This is a genomic window from Actinomycetota bacterium (genome assembly GCA_035759705.1).
In the GTDB taxonomy this organism is placed as follows: Bacteria; Actinomycetota; CADDZG01; order JAHWKV01; family JAHWKV01; genus JAJCYE01.
In genome coordinates this window covers 1-15,907 of sequence record DASTUJ010000193.1, presented here as the reverse complement: position 1 = coordinate 15,907, position 15,907 = coordinate 1, and the positions used below count along the sequence as shown (strand labels likewise).

Genomic DNA, 15,907 nt, shown 5'->3' with positions numbered 1-15,907 from the left:
CTCAGCCGGCCAGGAAGGCGAACAGCACCTCGCGCCGGGGGTTGTCGACGTTGGAGTCGACCAGCACGATGCTCTGCCAGGTCCCCAGCGAAACCTCTCCGTCTATCACCGGGAGGGTGAGCGTGGGCGTGATGAAGGCGGGAAGGAGGTGGTCGGCGCCGTGGCCGGGCGACCCGTGGGAGTGCGTGTAACGCCGGTCCCTCGGCAGGAGGGCGTCCAGCCGCTCCCACAGGTCCTCGTCGCTGCCGGAGCCCAGCTCCATGAGGACCAGGCCGGCGGTGGCGTGCGGAATCGAGATGTTGACCAGGCCGTCACCCGCGTCCTGTACGAATCTCCGGACCTCGTGGGTCAGGTCGACGAGCGCCCGGACGTTCCCGGTCTCCAGCTTCATACGGTGGGTCTTCATGGGCGCCAGTGTAAAGGCGGGGGCCGGGCGGCGCAGGCCGGGAGCTTCAACTAAGCTGGATCGATGGAGTACGTGCGGCTCGGCGCCACCGGCGTGATGGTCAGCCCGCTCTGCCTGGGCACGATGATGTTCGGCAAGTGGGGCAACCCGGACCACGAAGAGGGGATCGAGGTGATCCGCGCCGCGCTCGACGCCGGCATCAACTTCGTCGACACCGCCGACATCTACTCCGACGGGGAGTGCGAGGAGATCGTCGGCAAGGCCATCAAGGGCCGCAACCGCGACGACATCGTGCTCGCCACGAAGTTCTACAACCCGATGGGCGAGGGGCCCAACGACCGTGGAACCTCCCGCAAGTACATATTCCGGGCCGTGGAGGCGTCGCTTCGGCGCCTGGGCACCGACTACATCGACCTCTACCAGGCGCACCGGCCCGACCAGCTGATGGACGCCGGAGAGACCCTCGGGGCGCTGACCGACCTGATTCGTCAGGGCAAGATCCGCTACGCCGGGTCGACCACCTTTCCTGCCGCCGACATCGTCGAGGCCCAGTGGGTGGCCGCCGACCGGCGTCTGGAGCGGTATGTCTGCGAGCAGCCTCCCTACTCGATCCTCGTGCGGGACATAGAAAGGGCCGTGCTGCCGGCGGCGGTCAAGCACCGGATGGGGGTGATCGTCTGGAGCCCCCTCGCCGGAGGCTGGCTCTCCGGGAAGTTCCGCAAGGGCAAGCCGGTCGAGAAGACCGGCAGGGCAGAGCGGATCCCGGCCCGGTTCGACGAGGCCCTGCCCGGCAACAAGCGCAAGTACGAGGTGATTGAGGGGCTGATCCCCCTTGCGGAGAAGGAAGGGATCTCCCTGGTTGAGCTTGGGGTCGCCTGGGTGCTCGAGCACCCGGCGGTGACCTCCGCGATCATCGGCCCCCGAAACCTGGACCAGCTAAAAGGGCAGCTGGGCGCGGCCGAGATCAGGCTCTCGACCGAGGCTTTGGACGCCATCGACGAGCTGGTTCCTCCCGGCGTGACGCTGAACCCTGCCGACAACGGATTCGACCCGGCCTGGCTCCAGCCCGAATACCGGCGCCGGCCGCGCGGTTAGCGGCTGAGCTGCAGGGCTAGGCCCTCGCCATCCCGGTCCGGCAGCGCAAGGCCAAGCTCGGCCGGCCGGAACCGGCTGAAGAACGCCAGGTACGCCGACCCCATGATCACTGCGAAGGTGAGCAGGTCAGGGAAGAGCCACATCGTGAACACGATCGTCACGTGGAATCCGAGCCCGACCAGGAACGCGAAGACCCTCAGCCGCTTCCTCCAGAAGGCGTAGGCGAGGAAGGCCTCGGTTGCCACCGACGCCAGGGCAAGGATCATAAAAACCCAGTTGGGCAGGTGCTCCATCCCGGGGACCTTCATGTTCTGTCGAAGGACGATGCCCGACAGGAAGAACGCGTTCAGCTTGGCCAGGACCGCAAAGCTGTAGACGATGCTGATCAGCACGCGCATCAACGCCACCGGCCAGGCGGGTATATAAGGCACACTTCCCCTGCGGTGCGCATCCAGCGAAAAGGAGGCGCCGCTGTCGGCCAGGGTGAGCAGTAGCGTGAACAGGGCCATCAGGTACAGGTGGTTGCTGTAGAGCTGATGGTCGAGAGCCAGTGCGTAGGCCTGAAAGCCTATTAGAAGGACGCCGGCGGTCCGGGTATGCCACCCCAGGAGCAAGGCGATGGACGCCAGGGCCCAGGCGCCGAGAAACACGGCGACCGCGGACTGCGGCAGCACCGGGAGGGATTCGAACCTCGGAATCCTGAGAACGCCGGGCGTGTGCAACGCCTTCAGGCCACGGGCCATCTCGGCGGCGCCGAGTAGCGTGGCCACGCCCAGCCCGGCCCGGGCCAGGCCGATCGGCAGGGAGGCGGCCTCGGTGTCGGGGAGCGCCTTGAGGGCGGCTAGCGGTCGCACGGGAAGCTCTCGTTGCTCCCGAGGAGCCGGTTGGAGGTCACGATCTCGGTGGCATCGGGGAACGCCCGGCAGAGCACCGGGGGCAGGTGATCCCGGAAGTCGATCTCCGTCCGGTACCGCAGAACGTAGTCGACCGGGTCGGCTTCGGAGGTGGTCCCGTCGGCCAGCTTCACTTCGTAGCGGTATCCGGCGACCGAGGAGTACATCTGCCAGCCGAACGGCTGGTTCGGGGGCAAGGCAAGCCTGTAAATCGGCACGAGGATCTGAACCGCGATGAACGCAGCGCAGAACAGCACGATTGCGCGCCGCCGGGACCTGCTTGCGGACGGTTGGATCTCCGCAACTGCCCCAAGTTTGGTGCCCACACCTTCTCCCCGGCCGTTTACCAGTACTTTCGGCCGATTAGGGCCCGGGCTTAAGCTCGAGTCCGAAGTTGCGTCAACCGGTTACCTCGGACGACTCCAGCAGGTCCCTCACCGCCTGCCGCCGGACCTTGCCCGAGGCGGTGCGCGGCACCTCGTCGACGATGAGGATCCTCTTGGGCGCCTTGAAGCCGGCAAGCTTCCCGGTCAGAAAGCCCTTGAGCTCCCGCAGGGTTGGGACCGAGCTTCCCCGGGGGACTATCAGGGCGGCCACCGCCTGGCCCCAGCGGTAGTCGTCGATCCCGGCCACCGCCGCGTCGGCGACCAGGGGGTGGGTCTGAATCAGGTTCTCCACCTCGATTGCCGAAACCTTCTCCCCGCCGGTGACGATCAGGTCGTCGGCCCGGCCGAAAACCTCCAGGACCCCGTTCGAGTCGATCCGGCCCCGGTCGGCGGTGTGCAGCCACCCGCCCTCCAGCGCGTCCGAGGTGAGCTCCGGGTTCAGGCGGTAGCCGTTCATCAGCATCGGTCCCCGGACCCGGATCATCTCGTCGACCACCCGGAACTCGGCGCCGTCGAGCGGCACCCCGTCGAAGTTGCAGCCCCCGCAGGTCTCGGTCAGCCCGTAGGTGTGGACCAGCCGGATCCCGGCGAAGCGGGCGCGCTCAGCGGTTGCGGCCGGAAGTCCTGCGCCGCCGATCAGCACGGCGGAGTACCGGGCCAGGTCGACCCCCGCGTCCATCAGGCGCATCAGCGTGGTGGGGACCAGCGAGATCAGCGTCGTATCCTGCTCGGCTGCGACCGCCTCCGGGTCGAACCGGTCGTGGATCACCGGTTCGGTGCCCGCCAGGCGAGACCGGACCAGAATGCCCAGGCCTCCAATGTGGGAAAGCGGCAGGCAGCCGAGCCAGCGCTCCCCGGGACGGGTGCCCAGCCGTTCGGCGTAGGCCCGGGCGGACCACTCCAGTGCGGCGTGGGAAAGCTCGACCCCCTTCGGCTTCCCCGAAGCCCCGGAGGTGGCGATCACCACGGCCACCCCTTCCGCCACCGGCACTCCGCCGGGCAGGTCGGTGCAGCCGGATTCGTCCTCTATACGGGCGGGCTTGAGCTCCTCGAGGAGGGCGCCAACCTCGGCGCCGGGCAGCGATGGGCTGAGCGGGAGGGCGGCGAAACCGCCGTCCCACAGCTCGTTCAGCCGGGCGGCCATCGTGCGGTTTGGGTAGCGTAGGGCTATTAGACGTCTGTCGCTCACGACGCTCCTGTCGGGTAGTCCAGGATAGAGTGACTTCGTCTGATAAGTTACTCTAACGATTCGAGTTATCACTCAGGAGTCAATGCGTATGAGCTCAGAAGCTGAAGAGGTGGCGACTTTCGCCTGGGAAGGCTCCGGCGACTTCGAGGACATCCTCTACGAGACCTTCGAGGGCATCGCCAAGATCACCATCAACCGGCCCGAGGTACGCAACGCCTTCCGCCCGAAGACCGTCTTCGAGCTGATCAAGGCCTTCGACCTGGCCCGTGACGACCCGACGGTCGGGGTGGTGATCCTCACCGGCGCCGGTGACCTTGCCTTCTGTTCCGGCGGGGACCAGAGGGTCCGCATCGACGACGGCTACTCCGACGACCACGGCGTCGGGCGCCTTAACGTCCTCGACCTGCAGGTGCAGATCCGCCGGCTCCCGAAGCCGGTGGTCGCGATGGTGGCGGGGTACGCCATCGGCGGCGGGCACGTCCTGCACGTGGTCTGCGACCTGACCATCGCGGCCGACAACGCACGCTTCGGCCAGACCGGTCCGCGGGTGGGCTCTTTCGACGGGGGTTACGGCGCCGGCCTGCTGGCACGGATGGTCGGCCTGAAAAAGGCCAAGGAGATCTGGTTTCTCTGCGACCAGTACGACGCCCGGGAGGCGTTGGACATGGGGCTGGTCAACAAGGTCGTGCCGCTCGCCGAGCTCGAGGCGGCGACGGTGGAGTGGTGCCGCAAGATCCTTGCCAAGAGCCCGCTGTCGCTCCGGCTCCTCAAGGCGTCGTTCAACGCAGACACCGACGGCATGGCCGGAATCCAGCAGCTGGCCGGGGACGCCACTCTCCTTTATTACATGAGCGAAGAAGCGCAGGAGGGCCGTGACGCCTACCTGGAGAAGCGTGCGCCGGACTTCGGCAAGTTCCCCCGCAGGCCGTAGGCCTCGAGAGCCGTGGCCGATCGAAGGTACTGGGTAGAGGCTGCCAGGCCCCGCACCCTCGTGGCCGGCATCGTCCCGGTGCTGGCCGGCACCGCAGCTGCCGGCCGCCTTTCGCCGCCGAGGTTTCTCGGCGCGCTGGTCGTGGCCGTCTTCATGCAGATCGGCGTGAACTTCGCCAACGACTACTTCGACGCGGTGAAGGGTGTCGACACCCACGAGCGGCTCGGCCCCCGGCGGCTCACCTCCTCCGGTTTGATCTCGCCCGGGGCGATGCGCAATGCGATGATCGCCGCCTTTTTGGTGGCCGTGGCCACCGGTGTCGGTCTTGCGGCAGTTGCCGGGTGGGAGCTGGTTGCCGTCGGGGCGGTGAGCGTGATCGCGGCCCTCGGCTACAGCGGCGGCCCCTACCCCTACGGCTCACGGGGGCTCGGCGAGGTGTTCGTCTTCATCTTCTTCGGGGTCGTCGCGACCGTGGGCTCGGCCTACGTCCAGATAGAGGAGATCTCCCCGCTGGCGCTCTCCGCCTCGGTCCCGGTCGGTTTCCTGGCTGCGGCCATCCTCGTGGCCAACAACCTAAGAGACATCCCGACCGACTCCCGGACCAGCAAGCGGACGCTGGCGGTGATTCTGGGCGACGCCCGGACCCGGTTGGTCTTCAAGGCGCTCATCGTCGGTTCCTACCTGTCGCTGGGCCTCATCGCCCTATGCGGAGGCGGCCCCTGGGTGCTCCTGCCGCTGCTCTCGTTCCCGCTGGCGATCCCGGTGCTTCGCAAGGTCTCCACGGACAGCGGCCGCGAACTGATCGGCGTGCTGGTCGGTACCGCCAGGCTTCAACTGGCCTTCGGGGTGTTGCTGGCCATGGGGCTCTGGTTGTGACCGCACCGGCCGGTCCGGAATGGCGGTACTTCAACATCCCGTTGCGCATGCCGTTCCGGGGCCAGACCTCCCGAAGGGGAGCGGTCGTCTCGGGGCCCCAAGGCTGGGGGGAGTTCTCGCCGTTCCCCGGGTTCGGGACGGAGGACCACCGGGCGGCGGTATCCAGTGCCTACGCCTCCGCGTTCGAATCGTGGCCGGCACCGTTCCGGGACCACATCCCGGTCCACGTAACCGTCCCGGCGCTGGAGCCGGAGGCGGCGGCGGCTCTGGTCCGTGCGTCGGGCTGCTCTGCGGCCAAGGTCAAGGTGGCCGAGGGCAACGACGAAGCCCGGGTCGAGGCGGTCCGGGATGCCCTCGGACCGGGCGGCCGGCTGGTGGTCGACGTCAACGGCGCCTGGAACGTCGACGAGGCGGTTCGGTGCATCAACGTCCTCTCCCGGTATTCCGTCGACCTGGTCGAGCAGCCGGTGCGGACGATCGAGGAGATGGCCGAGGTCCGGCGGGCCGTCGACGTGCCAATCGCCGCCGATGAGCTGGCGAGCTCCCTGGAGTCGGTTCGCCGGCTGGTGGAGCTCGAGGCGACCGACGTGCTCGTGGTCAAGGTCCAGTCCCTGGGCGGGATCAACCGGGCGATGCAGGCGATCGAAGAGTCGGGTCTCCCGGCGATCGTTTCGAGCATGCTGGAGACGTCGGTGGGCATATCGGCCGGGGTTGCCCTTGCGGCCGCCCTGGAGCACCTGCCCTATCCGTGCGGGCTGGGAACCGTCCCCCTGCTGGCGGGCGACCTCGTGGCCCACTCGCTGGTCCCGGTGGACGGGAGGATCGAGGTGCGCCGGCCACAGGTTGACCCGGCGCTGCTCGACCGCTACGCCGACCCCCACCCGCTCTCGGAGCTCGGCGCACGATGAAAGCGGAGAACGCCGGTCACGCGCTGGCGACGGTCCTGGTCGACGAGCTGATCCGCGCCGGCGTGACCCACGCCTGCCTCGGCCCCGGCTCCCGGTCCACGCCGCTGGCGCTCGCCCTGGACGCCCGGCCGGAGATCAGCCTGCACGTGTCGATCGACGAACGCTCGGCGGCTTTCCTGGCCCTGGGCCTGGCCAAGGTGACGGGCGTCCCCGCGATGGTGGCGACGACGTCGGGCACCGCGACCGCCAACCTGTACCCGGCGGTGATCGAGGCCTCCTTCGCCCAGGTGCCGATGATCGTGCTGACTGCCGACCGGCCCCCCGAGCTGCGCGACACCGGCGCCGGGCAGACCATCGACCAGATCAAGATGTTCGGTGACACGGTCCGCTGGTTCGTGGAGGTCGGGGTGGCCGAGGCGAGGCCGGAATCGGTCGGGTACTGGCGGTCGCTGGCCTCCCGGGCCTATGCAGTCAGCCGCTGGCCCGCGGCCGGCCCGGTGCACCTGAACCTGGCGTTTCGCAACCCCCTGGTGCCGGTCGCAGACCCCGCCGGGTTCCCATTCCCGCTGGACGGGCGGGAGGGCGGACGTCCGTGGACCGAGGAGTCGCACTCGCCGAGAGCCGCGTCGGAGGAGGACCTGCAGCGGCTCATAGAGGAGATCGAGGGAACCGCACGCGGGGTGATCGCGGTGGGGACCGGGCTGCACAACGCCGAACCTATCCTTGCTACCGCACGCAAGGCCGCCTGGCCGGTGCTGGCCGAGGCGACCTCAAACGTGCGTACCGGCCCCCCGGCCATCTCGACATTCGAAGCTTTGTTGCGCCAACCCGAGTTTGCGGAGTCGCACCGCCCCGACCTGGTGATCCGGATCGGGAACCTTGGGACCTCTCCGAGTCTCGCCGCCCTGCTCGACTCGCCGGTCCGTCAGATCTCAATCGACCCCAGCGCCTGGCTGGACCCCGCCCGGTCCCTGTCCTGGATGCTTCGGGCCGACCCGGATCAGGTCTTCACTGCTTTAGCCGCCGCCACTTCCGAGTCCCCCCACTCGGAGTGGCTAAACGGCTGGCTTCAGGCGGATGACCTGGCCCGGGAGGCCATCGACACACTCCTGGACGGGCAGGGGATCACCGAGCCCCGAATCGCCCGGGATCTGGCCGGATGCCTGCCCGACGGGTCGGTTCTGTACGTGGCGTCCAGCATGCCGATTCGCGACCTCGACTGGTCTATGCGTACGTCGCCCGGGGTGCAACTCCTGGCGAACCGCGGCGCGAACGGGATCGACGGATTCGCCTCCTCCGTCCTAGGAACTGCCCTTTCGCACTCCGGGCCAGTTGTTGCATTGACCGGCGACCTTTCACTTCTCCACGATCAGAACGGTTTGCTTGCCGCATCAGAGGGCTCCATTGACGTGGTGTTCGTGGTGGTGAACAACGACGGAGGAGGAATATTTTCCTTCCTGCCTCAGGCTGCTCAGCCCGGATTCGAGAAGTTGTTCGGGACCCCCCACGGCCTCGATTTCTCCAGGCTGGCCAATTTCTACAACTGCAGCTACTCGTTGATTCATGATCCCTCCGAGTTGGCGCCGGCAGTGCTGCGGGCGGTGGGAATGGGTGGGGCACATTTGATCGAGGCAAAGACGTCTCGTGAGGCGAACGTCACCGTCCACCGCCTCCTGTGGGAGGCAACAGCGGCAGCGCTCAGGTGAAGCAGGCATAGGTGAAGCAGGACCTTGGGCATTGGCGTGTTCGGCAGATCGGTTTGGGGGCTAGAAGTTGCTCACTGTGAGTGTTTGAAATTGTAGCAAGAAAATCACTATCTGCGCGAGAAAATCTTTAAAAGTTCCCTGAGATCTGCCGATAGATACTGAATCCGCCCACGAAGAGTGGGAGGGAAGTTCGGGGCTAGCCTGCGCCCGACGCGAGCACCGAGAGACGGAAGAAGGTTCCCTCGGGCTTGTCGATGAACTCCGCATCCGGGAACAGGGCGCCTATGAGCTCGGCGCTGAGTGCGATCATCTGCTCCTCGGTGCTCTGCTCGATCTCCCCGCCCGGCGTATTCAACAGGTCGGTCCGGCGGTGGCCGTTGACTTCGTAGGTCAACATCCCGGCACCGGGAGTTGCCGAAACCTGCACCGACTCGGAACCCCCGGTCTTTGCGTGGGAGATAGCGCTGCCGCAGGCTTCGGTCAGGGCGATCTTGAGATCCTCGATGTCGGCCGCGTCGGCCCCGAAGTGCCGGGCGACGGCGGCGGAGAAGATGCGGGCGGTGCTGACGTGCACGGCCTCGGCGGGGAAAGAGATGCTAAACAAGGTCTGCGTCAGGCCGGGGAGGCGCCGGCTGCAGCCTTTTCGACCGAGTCGTAGATGTCGAAGACACGGTCCAGGCCCGTGATGGTCAGGACCCGCTTGACCGAGGCGGTCGGGGAGATCAAAACCAGCGACCCGTCGTGCTCCTTGGTTCGCCGAAGGCCAGAGATGAGGACGGCGAGGCCGCTAGAGTCCATGAACTCAACCCCTGTCAGGTCCACGGCGAGATTGTAGTGGCCCTGCTGTACCTGCTCGATCAGGTGGTCCCGAAGCCCGGCGGCGTTTGAGAGATCCACCTCGCCCTCCACCTTTACTACGACCCAAGGATCCTGTGAAGAGGAATCTATTGATAGTTGGATGGCCGCCCCCTGCGAATGTCCTGCGAGAATTTACACCGCTAGTATATGTCTCACCGTCCTAGACAGTCTGGAGTCCCATTGCCCGGCGACATCGAAGTCTCTTTGCCTGCCCAGCCCGAGTTCCTGCACATACTGCGCTCGGTCGTGGCCAGTGCGGCCGCATCCAGGGACTTCACCATCGACGCCATCGACGACCTCCGTCTGGTGGTCGACGAGGCCTGCGGGCAGGTTCTGGAGCTGTCCCCAGACTCGACGGTGCTCAACCTGACCATCGGCTTCCATGATGGTGCGCTCGAGTTGACCGTCGCCGGGGACGGGTCCTCGTCCAAAACCCCCGAAGACATCAAGGAGTCCATGGCCTGGACGATCCTCTCGGCCCTGTCGGACAGCGTGGACATCGAGGACGGCGGACTCCCGGCCGTTCGGTTGACCAAAAGCAACCGGCAAGTGTCTTGATGGTCCCCACGCCGGAGGTGGAGTCCACCCCTCCAGATCCGGAGGCAGCCCCCGAGGCTCCGCCCGAAGCGCCGGAAGAAACCGTGGTCCTCCCTCCGACCACCGCGGAGATCGCCGACGAGCTCTTCCAGCGCCTGCCCGACGCTGCGGCCCGGGACGAGCTGGTCCTTTTGTTCCGTCCCCTTGCCCGCTACCTGGCCCGCCGGTTCGCCGGCCGCGGGGAGCCGGTGGAGGACCTGGAGCAGGTGGCATCGATCGCCCTGATCAAAGCCGTCGACCGGTTCGACCGGGGCCGTGAGGTCAAGTTCTCGACCTACGCCACGGTCACGATCGTGGGCGAGCTGAAGCGCCACTTCCGGGACAAGGGCTGGGCGCTGAACGTCCCCCGCCGGGTGAAGGAGATTTCGCTTCACGTCGAGCGGGCCGTCTCGGAGCTGAACCAGATGCTCGGTCACTCGCCGACGGTCAAGGAGATCGCCGAGTACACCGGGTCCACCGAGGAGGAGGTCGTCGAGGGCATCGAGGCGATGCACGCCTACTCGACGACGCCGCTCGACGCCCCGACCGACGAGGACAAGTCCTCGCCGCTCAACCGGCTGAGCATCCAGGACGACTCGTTGGAGGTGCTTGAGAGCTGGGTCAGCGTGAAGTCGGTGCTGAAGACCCTTCCCGACCGCGACCGCAAGATACTGCACCTGCGTTTCTTCAAGGGCATGACCCAGACCCAGATTGCGGCCGAGCTGGGCATCTCACAGATGCACGTCTCCCGGCTGCTCTCGGGCACCCTTCGCAAGGTCCGGGACCGCCTGGGCCCCATGGAGTCTCCTTCGGCCAACCTGGACGAATAAGAAAAGCCCCCGGGAATCCCGGGGGCAATTCCTTACTGCAGTTTGTTAGTGCTGGCGCACCCACTTCAAGCAGTCCTTCTCGTTCTTGAAGCTCGGGTTGACGAAGTCCCTCCAGCCGCCCTTCCTGCACTCCTTCTTGTTGGCAGGCGGGTCGAACTCGGGCTCCCCGACCGTGATGTCGAACTGTCCGGCCGCCTTGGCGCCGCCGGCGTCGGTGGCTTCGAAGGCGAACGAGTCCGCACCGGAGTAACCGGAAGCCGGCGTGAAGCTGAAGCTCCCGTCGGCGCCAATCGGGGACATCGAGCCGTGGGCGGGCGGGGTGGTCACCGAGAAGGTGAGTGCGTCACCCTCGGGGTCGGTGCACTCCAGGTCGCCGGCCAGCAGTACGCCGTAGGCGGTGGTGCCTGAGCCGTTGTTGCAGGTCGGGGCGTCGTTGACCGGCGCCACGGTCACCTTGATGGTGGCCAGGCCCGAGTCGACGGTGCCGTCGTTTGCCTTGACCGTGAACGAGTCCTCGCCGGAGAAGTCGGCGGCGGGGCTGTAGGTGAAGTCCTTGCCGGCGCCGATCGCCGAGATCGTGCCGTTGGCCGGCCCGGTGATCACCCGGTAGGTCATCGTGTCGTTGTCCTGGTCGGTGCATGCCACGGTTGCGCCCAGGGGCGTGTCCTCGTCCGTCGTGAGGTCACGATTGGTGCAGACCGGGGCCCGGTTCGGCGGAACCTGGCTGTCGAGGGTGAGGTCCAGGCCCTCGAAGCCGGCGGCCGGGACGGTGCTTGCCTTGAAGGCGTTCAGCATGTTCGCGACGCCGGAGGCTCCGGTGCCGTAGGCGCTGGCGCCGGCAGTCAGACGGGCCTGGAGGCTGAGGTGGGCGCCGACCTTGGTGGTGAACTTGGCGACCATCTCACCGGTGTCCACCGAGTGGGCTGCTGCGTCGGCCGAGGGGTACTCGGTGTCCTCGAAGATCTCCTGCGGGGTCGATGCGTTGCTGAACATCTGCGTGCTCTGCTCTCGGAAGGAGTTTGGGCTGTTGTCGGGGTAGAGCCTGTGCTGCTGGAGTTCGATCCTGGCCCGGAAGTCGGCTGCCTGGTAGCGGCCCTCGGGTGCCTCGACGCTGTCGTCGAAGACCTGATAGCGGACGTCGCCTTCGGCCAGGCTGCCGCCGTCGCCGACCGGCGGGCTGGTGTGGACGGTTCCCTTCAGGCTGGCCTTCAGGACCAGCTCGACCGGGGTGCCTTCGGCCAGGCCGGTGCTGCCGGCGCCGACGGTGATGCCGTTCTTCAGTACTGGGTTCTGGAAGCAGTCGGCGCCGGTGCCGGCGTCGTCGAAGGCGGCGAACGCCCGGGCGCCCATGCTCTGCGCTGCCTCGTCGGAAGCGCCGGCGGTGCAGGTGCGGTCGGCGACGAGGACCATGATGCGGGCAGTCTTCTCCTGGCCGCCGCCCGTGGCCTTGATGACGACCGGCGAGTCACCGTCGACCGGGAAGGTGGTGACTGCGAACGTTGCGCTGGTTGCGCCGGCCGGGACGATCACCGATGCGGGGACCGCTGCGATCGCCGGCAGGTTGCTGGACAGGGTGACCGGGGTGCCGCTGCTACCTGCCGCCATGTCCAGGGTCACGGTGCCGGTGCCGTTCTGGCCGCCGGGGATCCGGGACGGGCTGACCGACACCTCGGAGACCTTGGCGGTCGGGGCCGGCGGGTTCACGGTCAGTGCGGTGGTCTTGGTGACCGAGCCGGAGGTTGCGACGATCGTGATCGTCTTTGCGGTGGTAACCGCCTTGCTGGTAACGGTGAAGGTCTTGGTCTGGGCGCCGGCGGCCAGGGTGACGGACGCCGGGACGGTGGCTGCTGCGGTGTCGCTGCTGCTCAGGCTGACGGTGGTCGACGCTGCGGCCGGAAGGGTCAGCTTTACGGTTCCGGTCGAGTTGGCCTGTCCGCCGATGACCGCGGCCGGGCTGACCGAGACCTGGTCCAGAGCCGGGGCTGCGGGGCAGTTGGTGTCTGCGGTGTTGGGTGCGATGTTGTGCGCGGTCACAACTCCGGCGCCGTTGGTGGTCAGCACCCGGTGGTAGTCGGCGGTGGTGTCGAGGTCGATAAGGTCGGGGATGGGGCTGAAGCTCTTCAGGTCGCCCAGCGTGCCGGAGACGGCGGTCTTCTGCAGGCGAACCTCAACCGAGGTGGCGAAGGGCTGGGTCACGACGCCGAGGGTGTCGCCGCACGGGCTGAAACGCCACCACGAGTCGCTGGTCATGGACTGGACGTGGACGTTGGTGCGGGTCTCGAGGTTGCGGAGGACCATCATCACCACGCCGCCCGGCTGGCGGTAGGAGTAGACGTAGCTGCGGTCGTCGTCGTCGGGGCTGAATCCGCCGCCGAGGACGCCGAAGGTGTCGCCGGGGTCGCCGGGAATCGACTCGTAGCCGATCTCGGTGACGAGCGCGTTGTCGCCGCTCACCGAGTCCTTGACCACGAGGTCGGCGTGCCCGGGGCTGCGCAGGGAGTTGATCAGGAACCAGCGGCCGTGGGGGCTGAAGCCGAAAGAGGATCCGGAGGTGGTGGTGGTGTGGTGGACCAGCCGGTCGTGCTCCAGGTCCCAGACGTTGATCTGGTCGATGTGGGTGTCGGTGGCCGAGCGGTACATGAACCGCTCGCCGTCGGGGCTGAAGCCCCAGTCGGCACGGACCAGCGACATCGGGACCAGCTTGACCAGGGAGTTGTCGGAGGCGAGGCCGACCCGGAGGGTGACCTCGGTCGGCGTGGAGGAGGTGGTCAGCCGGTACTTGCCGCCGCCGGGCGAGAACTCCAGCTTGGCGGCCCTCTTCACGGCGGGGGCTTTGTAGTCGCCGGTGGCGGTGCAGCCGCATTCCAGGGCCAGGGCCGGAACGGCGGTGCCGGCGATAGTAAGAAGCAGGGCGAAAGCCAGTGCGAGTGCGGCGAGGCGGCGGTACGACGGCCCCCAATCCCAGGTCTTGGGTCCGGGCCAACTCGGGGTCTGGGGCTGCTGGTGCATCACGTTCCTCCTTCTTGGTGTTCCAACGGAAACTTCGATGGGGGAACACTGAAAGAGGCGCCTTGGACGGTACTAGGAGTCGCTAGGTCGGTCCGAGTCCTAGCGGTTTCCTAGGTTTCCTAGCCTGCGTGAGAGAGCGGTCGATTCGGAGGAACAATTGATCAGGGGAGGGTATCCAGCACCGCAAGGAGCTTGAGGGTCGTCTCCTCCAGCTCGTCCACCGGGTCCGACTCCGCCACAATTCCCGCTCCCGCGTACAGCTCCGCCCGGTTGCCGGAAATCAGGGCGCAGCGCAGCGCTATCGCCCACTCGCCGTCTCCGTGGGAGTCCATCCAGCCCACCGGGCCGGAGTAGCGCCCCCGGTCGAAGTGCTCCAGCTCCCGGATCATCTCCAGCGCCTCCTGCTGCGGGACCCCGCACACGGCGGCGGTCGGGTGGAGGGCGCCGGCCAGGATCAGCGCGTTGGGCGAACCGACCAGCCTGCCCTGGACCTTCGTGCTCAGGTGCTGAAGGTTGGCGAGAAGCAGCAGCGAAGGCTCCGGCTCCCGCACCAGCTCGGAGCAGAACGGCGCAAGCTTACTCACCACGGTCTCGACTGCCAGCGCATGCTCGCCCAGGTTCTTGTGCGAATGCTGCAGCTCCCGCCCGAGTTCCAGGTCCTCGGCCGGTGTGGCGCCCCTGCGGGTGGATCCGGCCAGCGGCACCGAGTCCACGACATCCTCCAACCTGCGAACGAGCAGCTCGGGCGAAGCGCCAACCAGGTCCTCGAAGCAGAAGGTGAAGCACCCCGGGTAGGCGTCGGAGAGCCGCCGGGCGAGGTCGCCCTGGTGGATGTCCTCGGCCGCCTCGACCACGGTCTTTCGGGCCAGGACCACCTTGTCGAGCTTGCCGGCGACGATCTCCCCAACCGCCTGCTCCACCGCTCGCAGCCACCCCTGGGGATCGAGGCCGGGGCGTTCCCGGTGGGTCTCGGCGGGCGTTGCGGGCGGTTCCGATCCGAAGTTGACCGTGGTCTTCCAGGCAAGCCCTTCGCTGAAGCCGTAGACGGTCGACGGGACTATCAGGCGGGAGCCGGGGGCCTCCTCGTCGAACGTCCAGCTTCCGAAAACGACCGGGCCCGTGCCGGGGAGGTCAACCTCGTCGGAGATCCCGGCGCCCTCCATGAGGGCAGCCACCGCTTCGGCGCCCCGTCGGAACCGGTCGGGCCCGGTGCCCGGGTCAATGACCACCGACGGCCCCTCGCCGATCAGGCACATTGCTTCACTCAGCCAGGCCAGCCCTCCGGCGGCCGGGATCAGGTCATGCGGGTCCGGCGCGTCCTCCAGCTTGACCGTCGAGGAGCGTATGGCTCCAGTCAACCCCGGGTCCCGGTGATCAGCTGGGCTGCCCCCAGCCCCAGGACCTTTCGTTCGATGTCGGTGAAGCCGGACTCGCCCAGCATCTCCAGCAGGCGGTCGGGCGGCGGGAGGTAAGCGGTGGAGCGGGGGAGGTAGCTGTAGGCGCTGCGGTCCGAGATCAAGCCCCCAATGACCGGCACGACCTTGTGGAAGTAGAAGTGGTGGCCCATCTTGATGACCGGCGACTTCGGCTCGGACACCTCCAGCAGGCTCACCCGGCCGCCGGGGCGCAGAACCCGGGCGAACTCTTCGAACAGCTTGGGGAGGCTCTCGACGTTGCGGAGCGCGAAGCCGCAGGTCACGCCGTCCGCGGAGCCGTCCTTCACCGGCAGCTTGAGCCCGTCGGCGAGCACCAGTGGGGCGGTGGTGTGGGCCGCCTCGAGCATGCCGGACGACATGTCGAAACCGACCGCCCTGAGGCGGGACTTGCGAAGCTGTTTGCACAGGTCGCCGGTGCCGCAGGCGACGTCGAAGACCAACGCGCCGTCGGGGAGCTCAAGCCGGTCGACGGTCAGCCGGCGCCAGCCCTTGTCCATGCCGAAGGTCATCACCCGGTTGACGAGGTCGTATCGGGGGGCGATCGCGTCGAACATCGACGTAACCGCCTTGACCTTCTGTTCTCCGGTCGGGAGCTCGCCCTTTAGGTTGGCCATGAGGGCTCGAGCCGCTTCTCGGCTTCGGTTCGAACCGCAAGCTTCTCCGGCTCGGCTCCCACCTTCTCGATCCGGGCCTGGGCGGTGGCCAGCAGCACCCGGCGGAAGTGGTGCGCCACGAGGGCGACGGTGGCGGGCAGCATCTTTCGGAACGCCTCCACCAGCTGCTTGGCCGCCTCCTCGTCGGAGGACGC

At 67.4% G+C, this 15,907-nt stretch carries 17 protein-coding genes; 7 read left to right on the top strand and 10 right to left on the bottom strand.

Features of this window, described 5'->3' with window-relative positions; all coding sequences use genetic code 11:
- Position 1 precedes the first annotated feature (1 nt).
- Complete coding sequence (locus tag VFV09_13475) at positions 2–406, bottom strand: secondary thiamine-phosphate synthase enzyme YjbQ (protein ID HEU4868721.1); 405 nt, start codon at positions 404–406, stop codon at positions 2–4.
- A gap of 63 nt (positions 407–469) precedes the next feature.
- Here VFV09_13475 and VFV09_13470 point away from each other — a divergent pair, with 63 nt between their 5' ends.
- Positions 470–1,501 (top strand): aldo/keto reductase, encoded by a 1,032-nt coding sequence (locus VFV09_13470; GenBank protein ID HEU4868720.1) that lies wholly within the window; start codon positions 470–472, stop codon positions 1,499–1,501.
- Here the strand turns inward: VFV09_13470 and VFV09_13465 are convergent.
- The 3 genes from VFV09_13465 to VFV09_13455 all read right to left on the bottom strand — a co-directional run bounded on the left by VFV09_13465 (position 1,498) and on the right by VFV09_13455 (position 3,969).
- The gene (locus VFV09_13465; protein HEU4868719.1) at positions 1,498–2,355 is read right to left on the bottom strand and encodes an HTTM domain-containing protein; all 858 of its coding nucleotides are present in this window, start codon (positions 2,353–2,355) and stop codon (positions 1,498–1,500) included. The two genes, VFV09_13470 and VFV09_13465, sit on opposite strands and share 4 nt — an antisense overlap.
- Complete coding sequence (locus VFV09_13460) at positions 2,343–2,720, bottom strand: hypothetical protein (protein HEU4868718.1); 378 nt, start codon at positions 2,718–2,720, stop codon at positions 2,343–2,345. Before VFV09_13460 ends, VFV09_13465 begins: the two co-directional genes overlap by 13 nt.
- Positions 2,721–2,793: 73 nt before the next feature.
- A complete protein-coding gene (locus tag VFV09_13455) occupies positions 2,794–3,969 on the bottom strand; it encodes an AMP-binding protein (protein ID HEU4868717.1) in 1,176 nt (391 codons plus the stop codon).
- Positions 3,970–4,057: 88 nt separating this feature from the next.
- On the opposite strand from VFV09_13455, the gene menB reads away from it, so the two are divergent.
- From menB to menD, 4 genes are read left to right on the top strand one after another with little or no spacing between them, the layout of a single operon-like run.
- On the top strand, positions 4,058–4,900 hold the full coding sequence (gene menB, locus VFV09_13450; GenBank protein ID HEU4868716.1) for a 1,4-dihydroxy-2-naphthoyl-CoA synthase: 843 nt from the start codon (positions 4,058–4,060) through the stop codon (positions 4,898–4,900).
- Positions 4,901–4,912: 12 nt separating this feature from the next.
- Positions 4,913–5,776, top strand: a complete 864-nt coding sequence (locus VFV09_13445; GenBank protein ID HEU4868715.1) for a 1,4-dihydroxy-2-naphthoate polyprenyltransferase — start codon at positions 4,913–4,915, stop codon at positions 5,774–5,776.
- Positions 5,773–6,684, top strand: coding sequence for an o-succinylbenzoate synthase (locus VFV09_13440; protein ID HEU4868714.1), 912 nt, complete (start codon positions 5,773–5,775; stop codon positions 6,682–6,684). Before VFV09_13445 ends, VFV09_13440 begins: the two co-directional genes overlap by 4 nt.
- Positions 6,681–8,390, top strand: a complete 1,710-nt coding sequence (gene menD / locus VFV09_13435) for a 2-succinyl-5-enolpyruvyl-6-hydroxy-3-cyclohexene-1-carboxylic-acid synthase (GenBank protein ID HEU4868713.1) — start codon at positions 6,681–6,683, stop codon at positions 8,388–8,390. The genes VFV09_13440 and menD overlap by 4 nt, the downstream gene beginning before the upstream one ends.
- A gap of 196 nt (positions 8,391–8,586) precedes the next feature.
- Here menD and VFV09_13430 read toward each other — a convergent pair whose 3' ends face one another.
- Together VFV09_13430 and VFV09_13425 are read right to left on the bottom strand one after the other, a co-directional pair.
- Positions 8,587–8,994 (bottom strand): ATP-binding protein, encoded by a 408-nt coding sequence (locus VFV09_13430; GenBank protein HEU4868712.1) that lies wholly within the window; start codon positions 8,992–8,994, stop codon positions 8,587–8,589.
- 8 nt (positions 8,995–9,002) lie between these two features.
- A complete protein-coding gene (locus tag VFV09_13425; GenBank protein ID HEU4868711.1) occupies positions 9,003–9,338 on the bottom strand; it encodes an STAS domain-containing protein in 336 nt (111 codons plus the stop codon).
- A 90-nt stretch (positions 9,339–9,428) separates the two neighbouring features.
- Between VFV09_13425 and VFV09_13420 the strand changes: the two genes are divergently transcribed.
- Positions 9,429–9,806, top strand: a complete 378-nt coding sequence (locus VFV09_13420; GenBank protein HEU4868710.1) for an ATP-binding protein — start codon at positions 9,429–9,431, stop codon at positions 9,804–9,806.
- Positions 9,806–10,654 carry a SigB/SigF/SigG family RNA polymerase sigma factor gene (locus VFV09_13415; GenBank protein ID HEU4868709.1) on the top strand — a complete coding sequence of 283 codons (849 nt, stop codon included), beginning with the start codon at positions 9,806–9,808 and terminating at the stop codon, positions 10,652–10,654. The genes VFV09_13420 and VFV09_13415 overlap by 1 nt, the downstream gene beginning before the upstream one ends.
- A 45-nt stretch (positions 10,655–10,699) precedes the next feature.
- Here VFV09_13415 and VFV09_13410 read toward each other — a convergent pair whose 3' ends face one another.
- The 4 genes from VFV09_13410 to VFV09_13395 form a co-directional block, all read right to left on the bottom strand.
- Positions 10,700–13,663: an Ig-like domain-containing protein gene (locus tag VFV09_13410; GenBank protein HEU4868708.1), complete on the bottom strand. Its 2,964-nt coding sequence runs from the start codon at positions 13,661–13,663 to the stop codon at positions 10,700–10,702.
- Positions 13,664–13,824: 161 nt separating this feature from the next.
- The gene (locus VFV09_13405) at positions 13,825–15,021 is read right to left on the bottom strand and encodes an isochorismate synthase (GenBank protein HEU4868707.1); all 1,197 of its coding nucleotides are present in this window, start codon (positions 15,019–15,021) and stop codon (positions 13,825–13,827) included.
- The gene (locus tag VFV09_13400) at positions 15,018–15,713 is read right to left on the bottom strand and encodes a ubiquinone/menaquinone biosynthesis methyltransferase (protein ID HEU4868706.1); all 696 of its coding nucleotides are present in this window, start codon (positions 15,711–15,713) and stop codon (positions 15,018–15,020) included. The genes VFV09_13405 and VFV09_13400 overlap by 4 nt, the downstream gene beginning before the upstream one ends.
- Positions 15,701–15,907: hypothetical protein (locus VFV09_13395; protein ID HEU4868705.1), on the bottom strand; the 207-nt coding region annotated here is incomplete at its 5' end. The genes VFV09_13395 and VFV09_13400, both read right to left, overlap by 13 nt.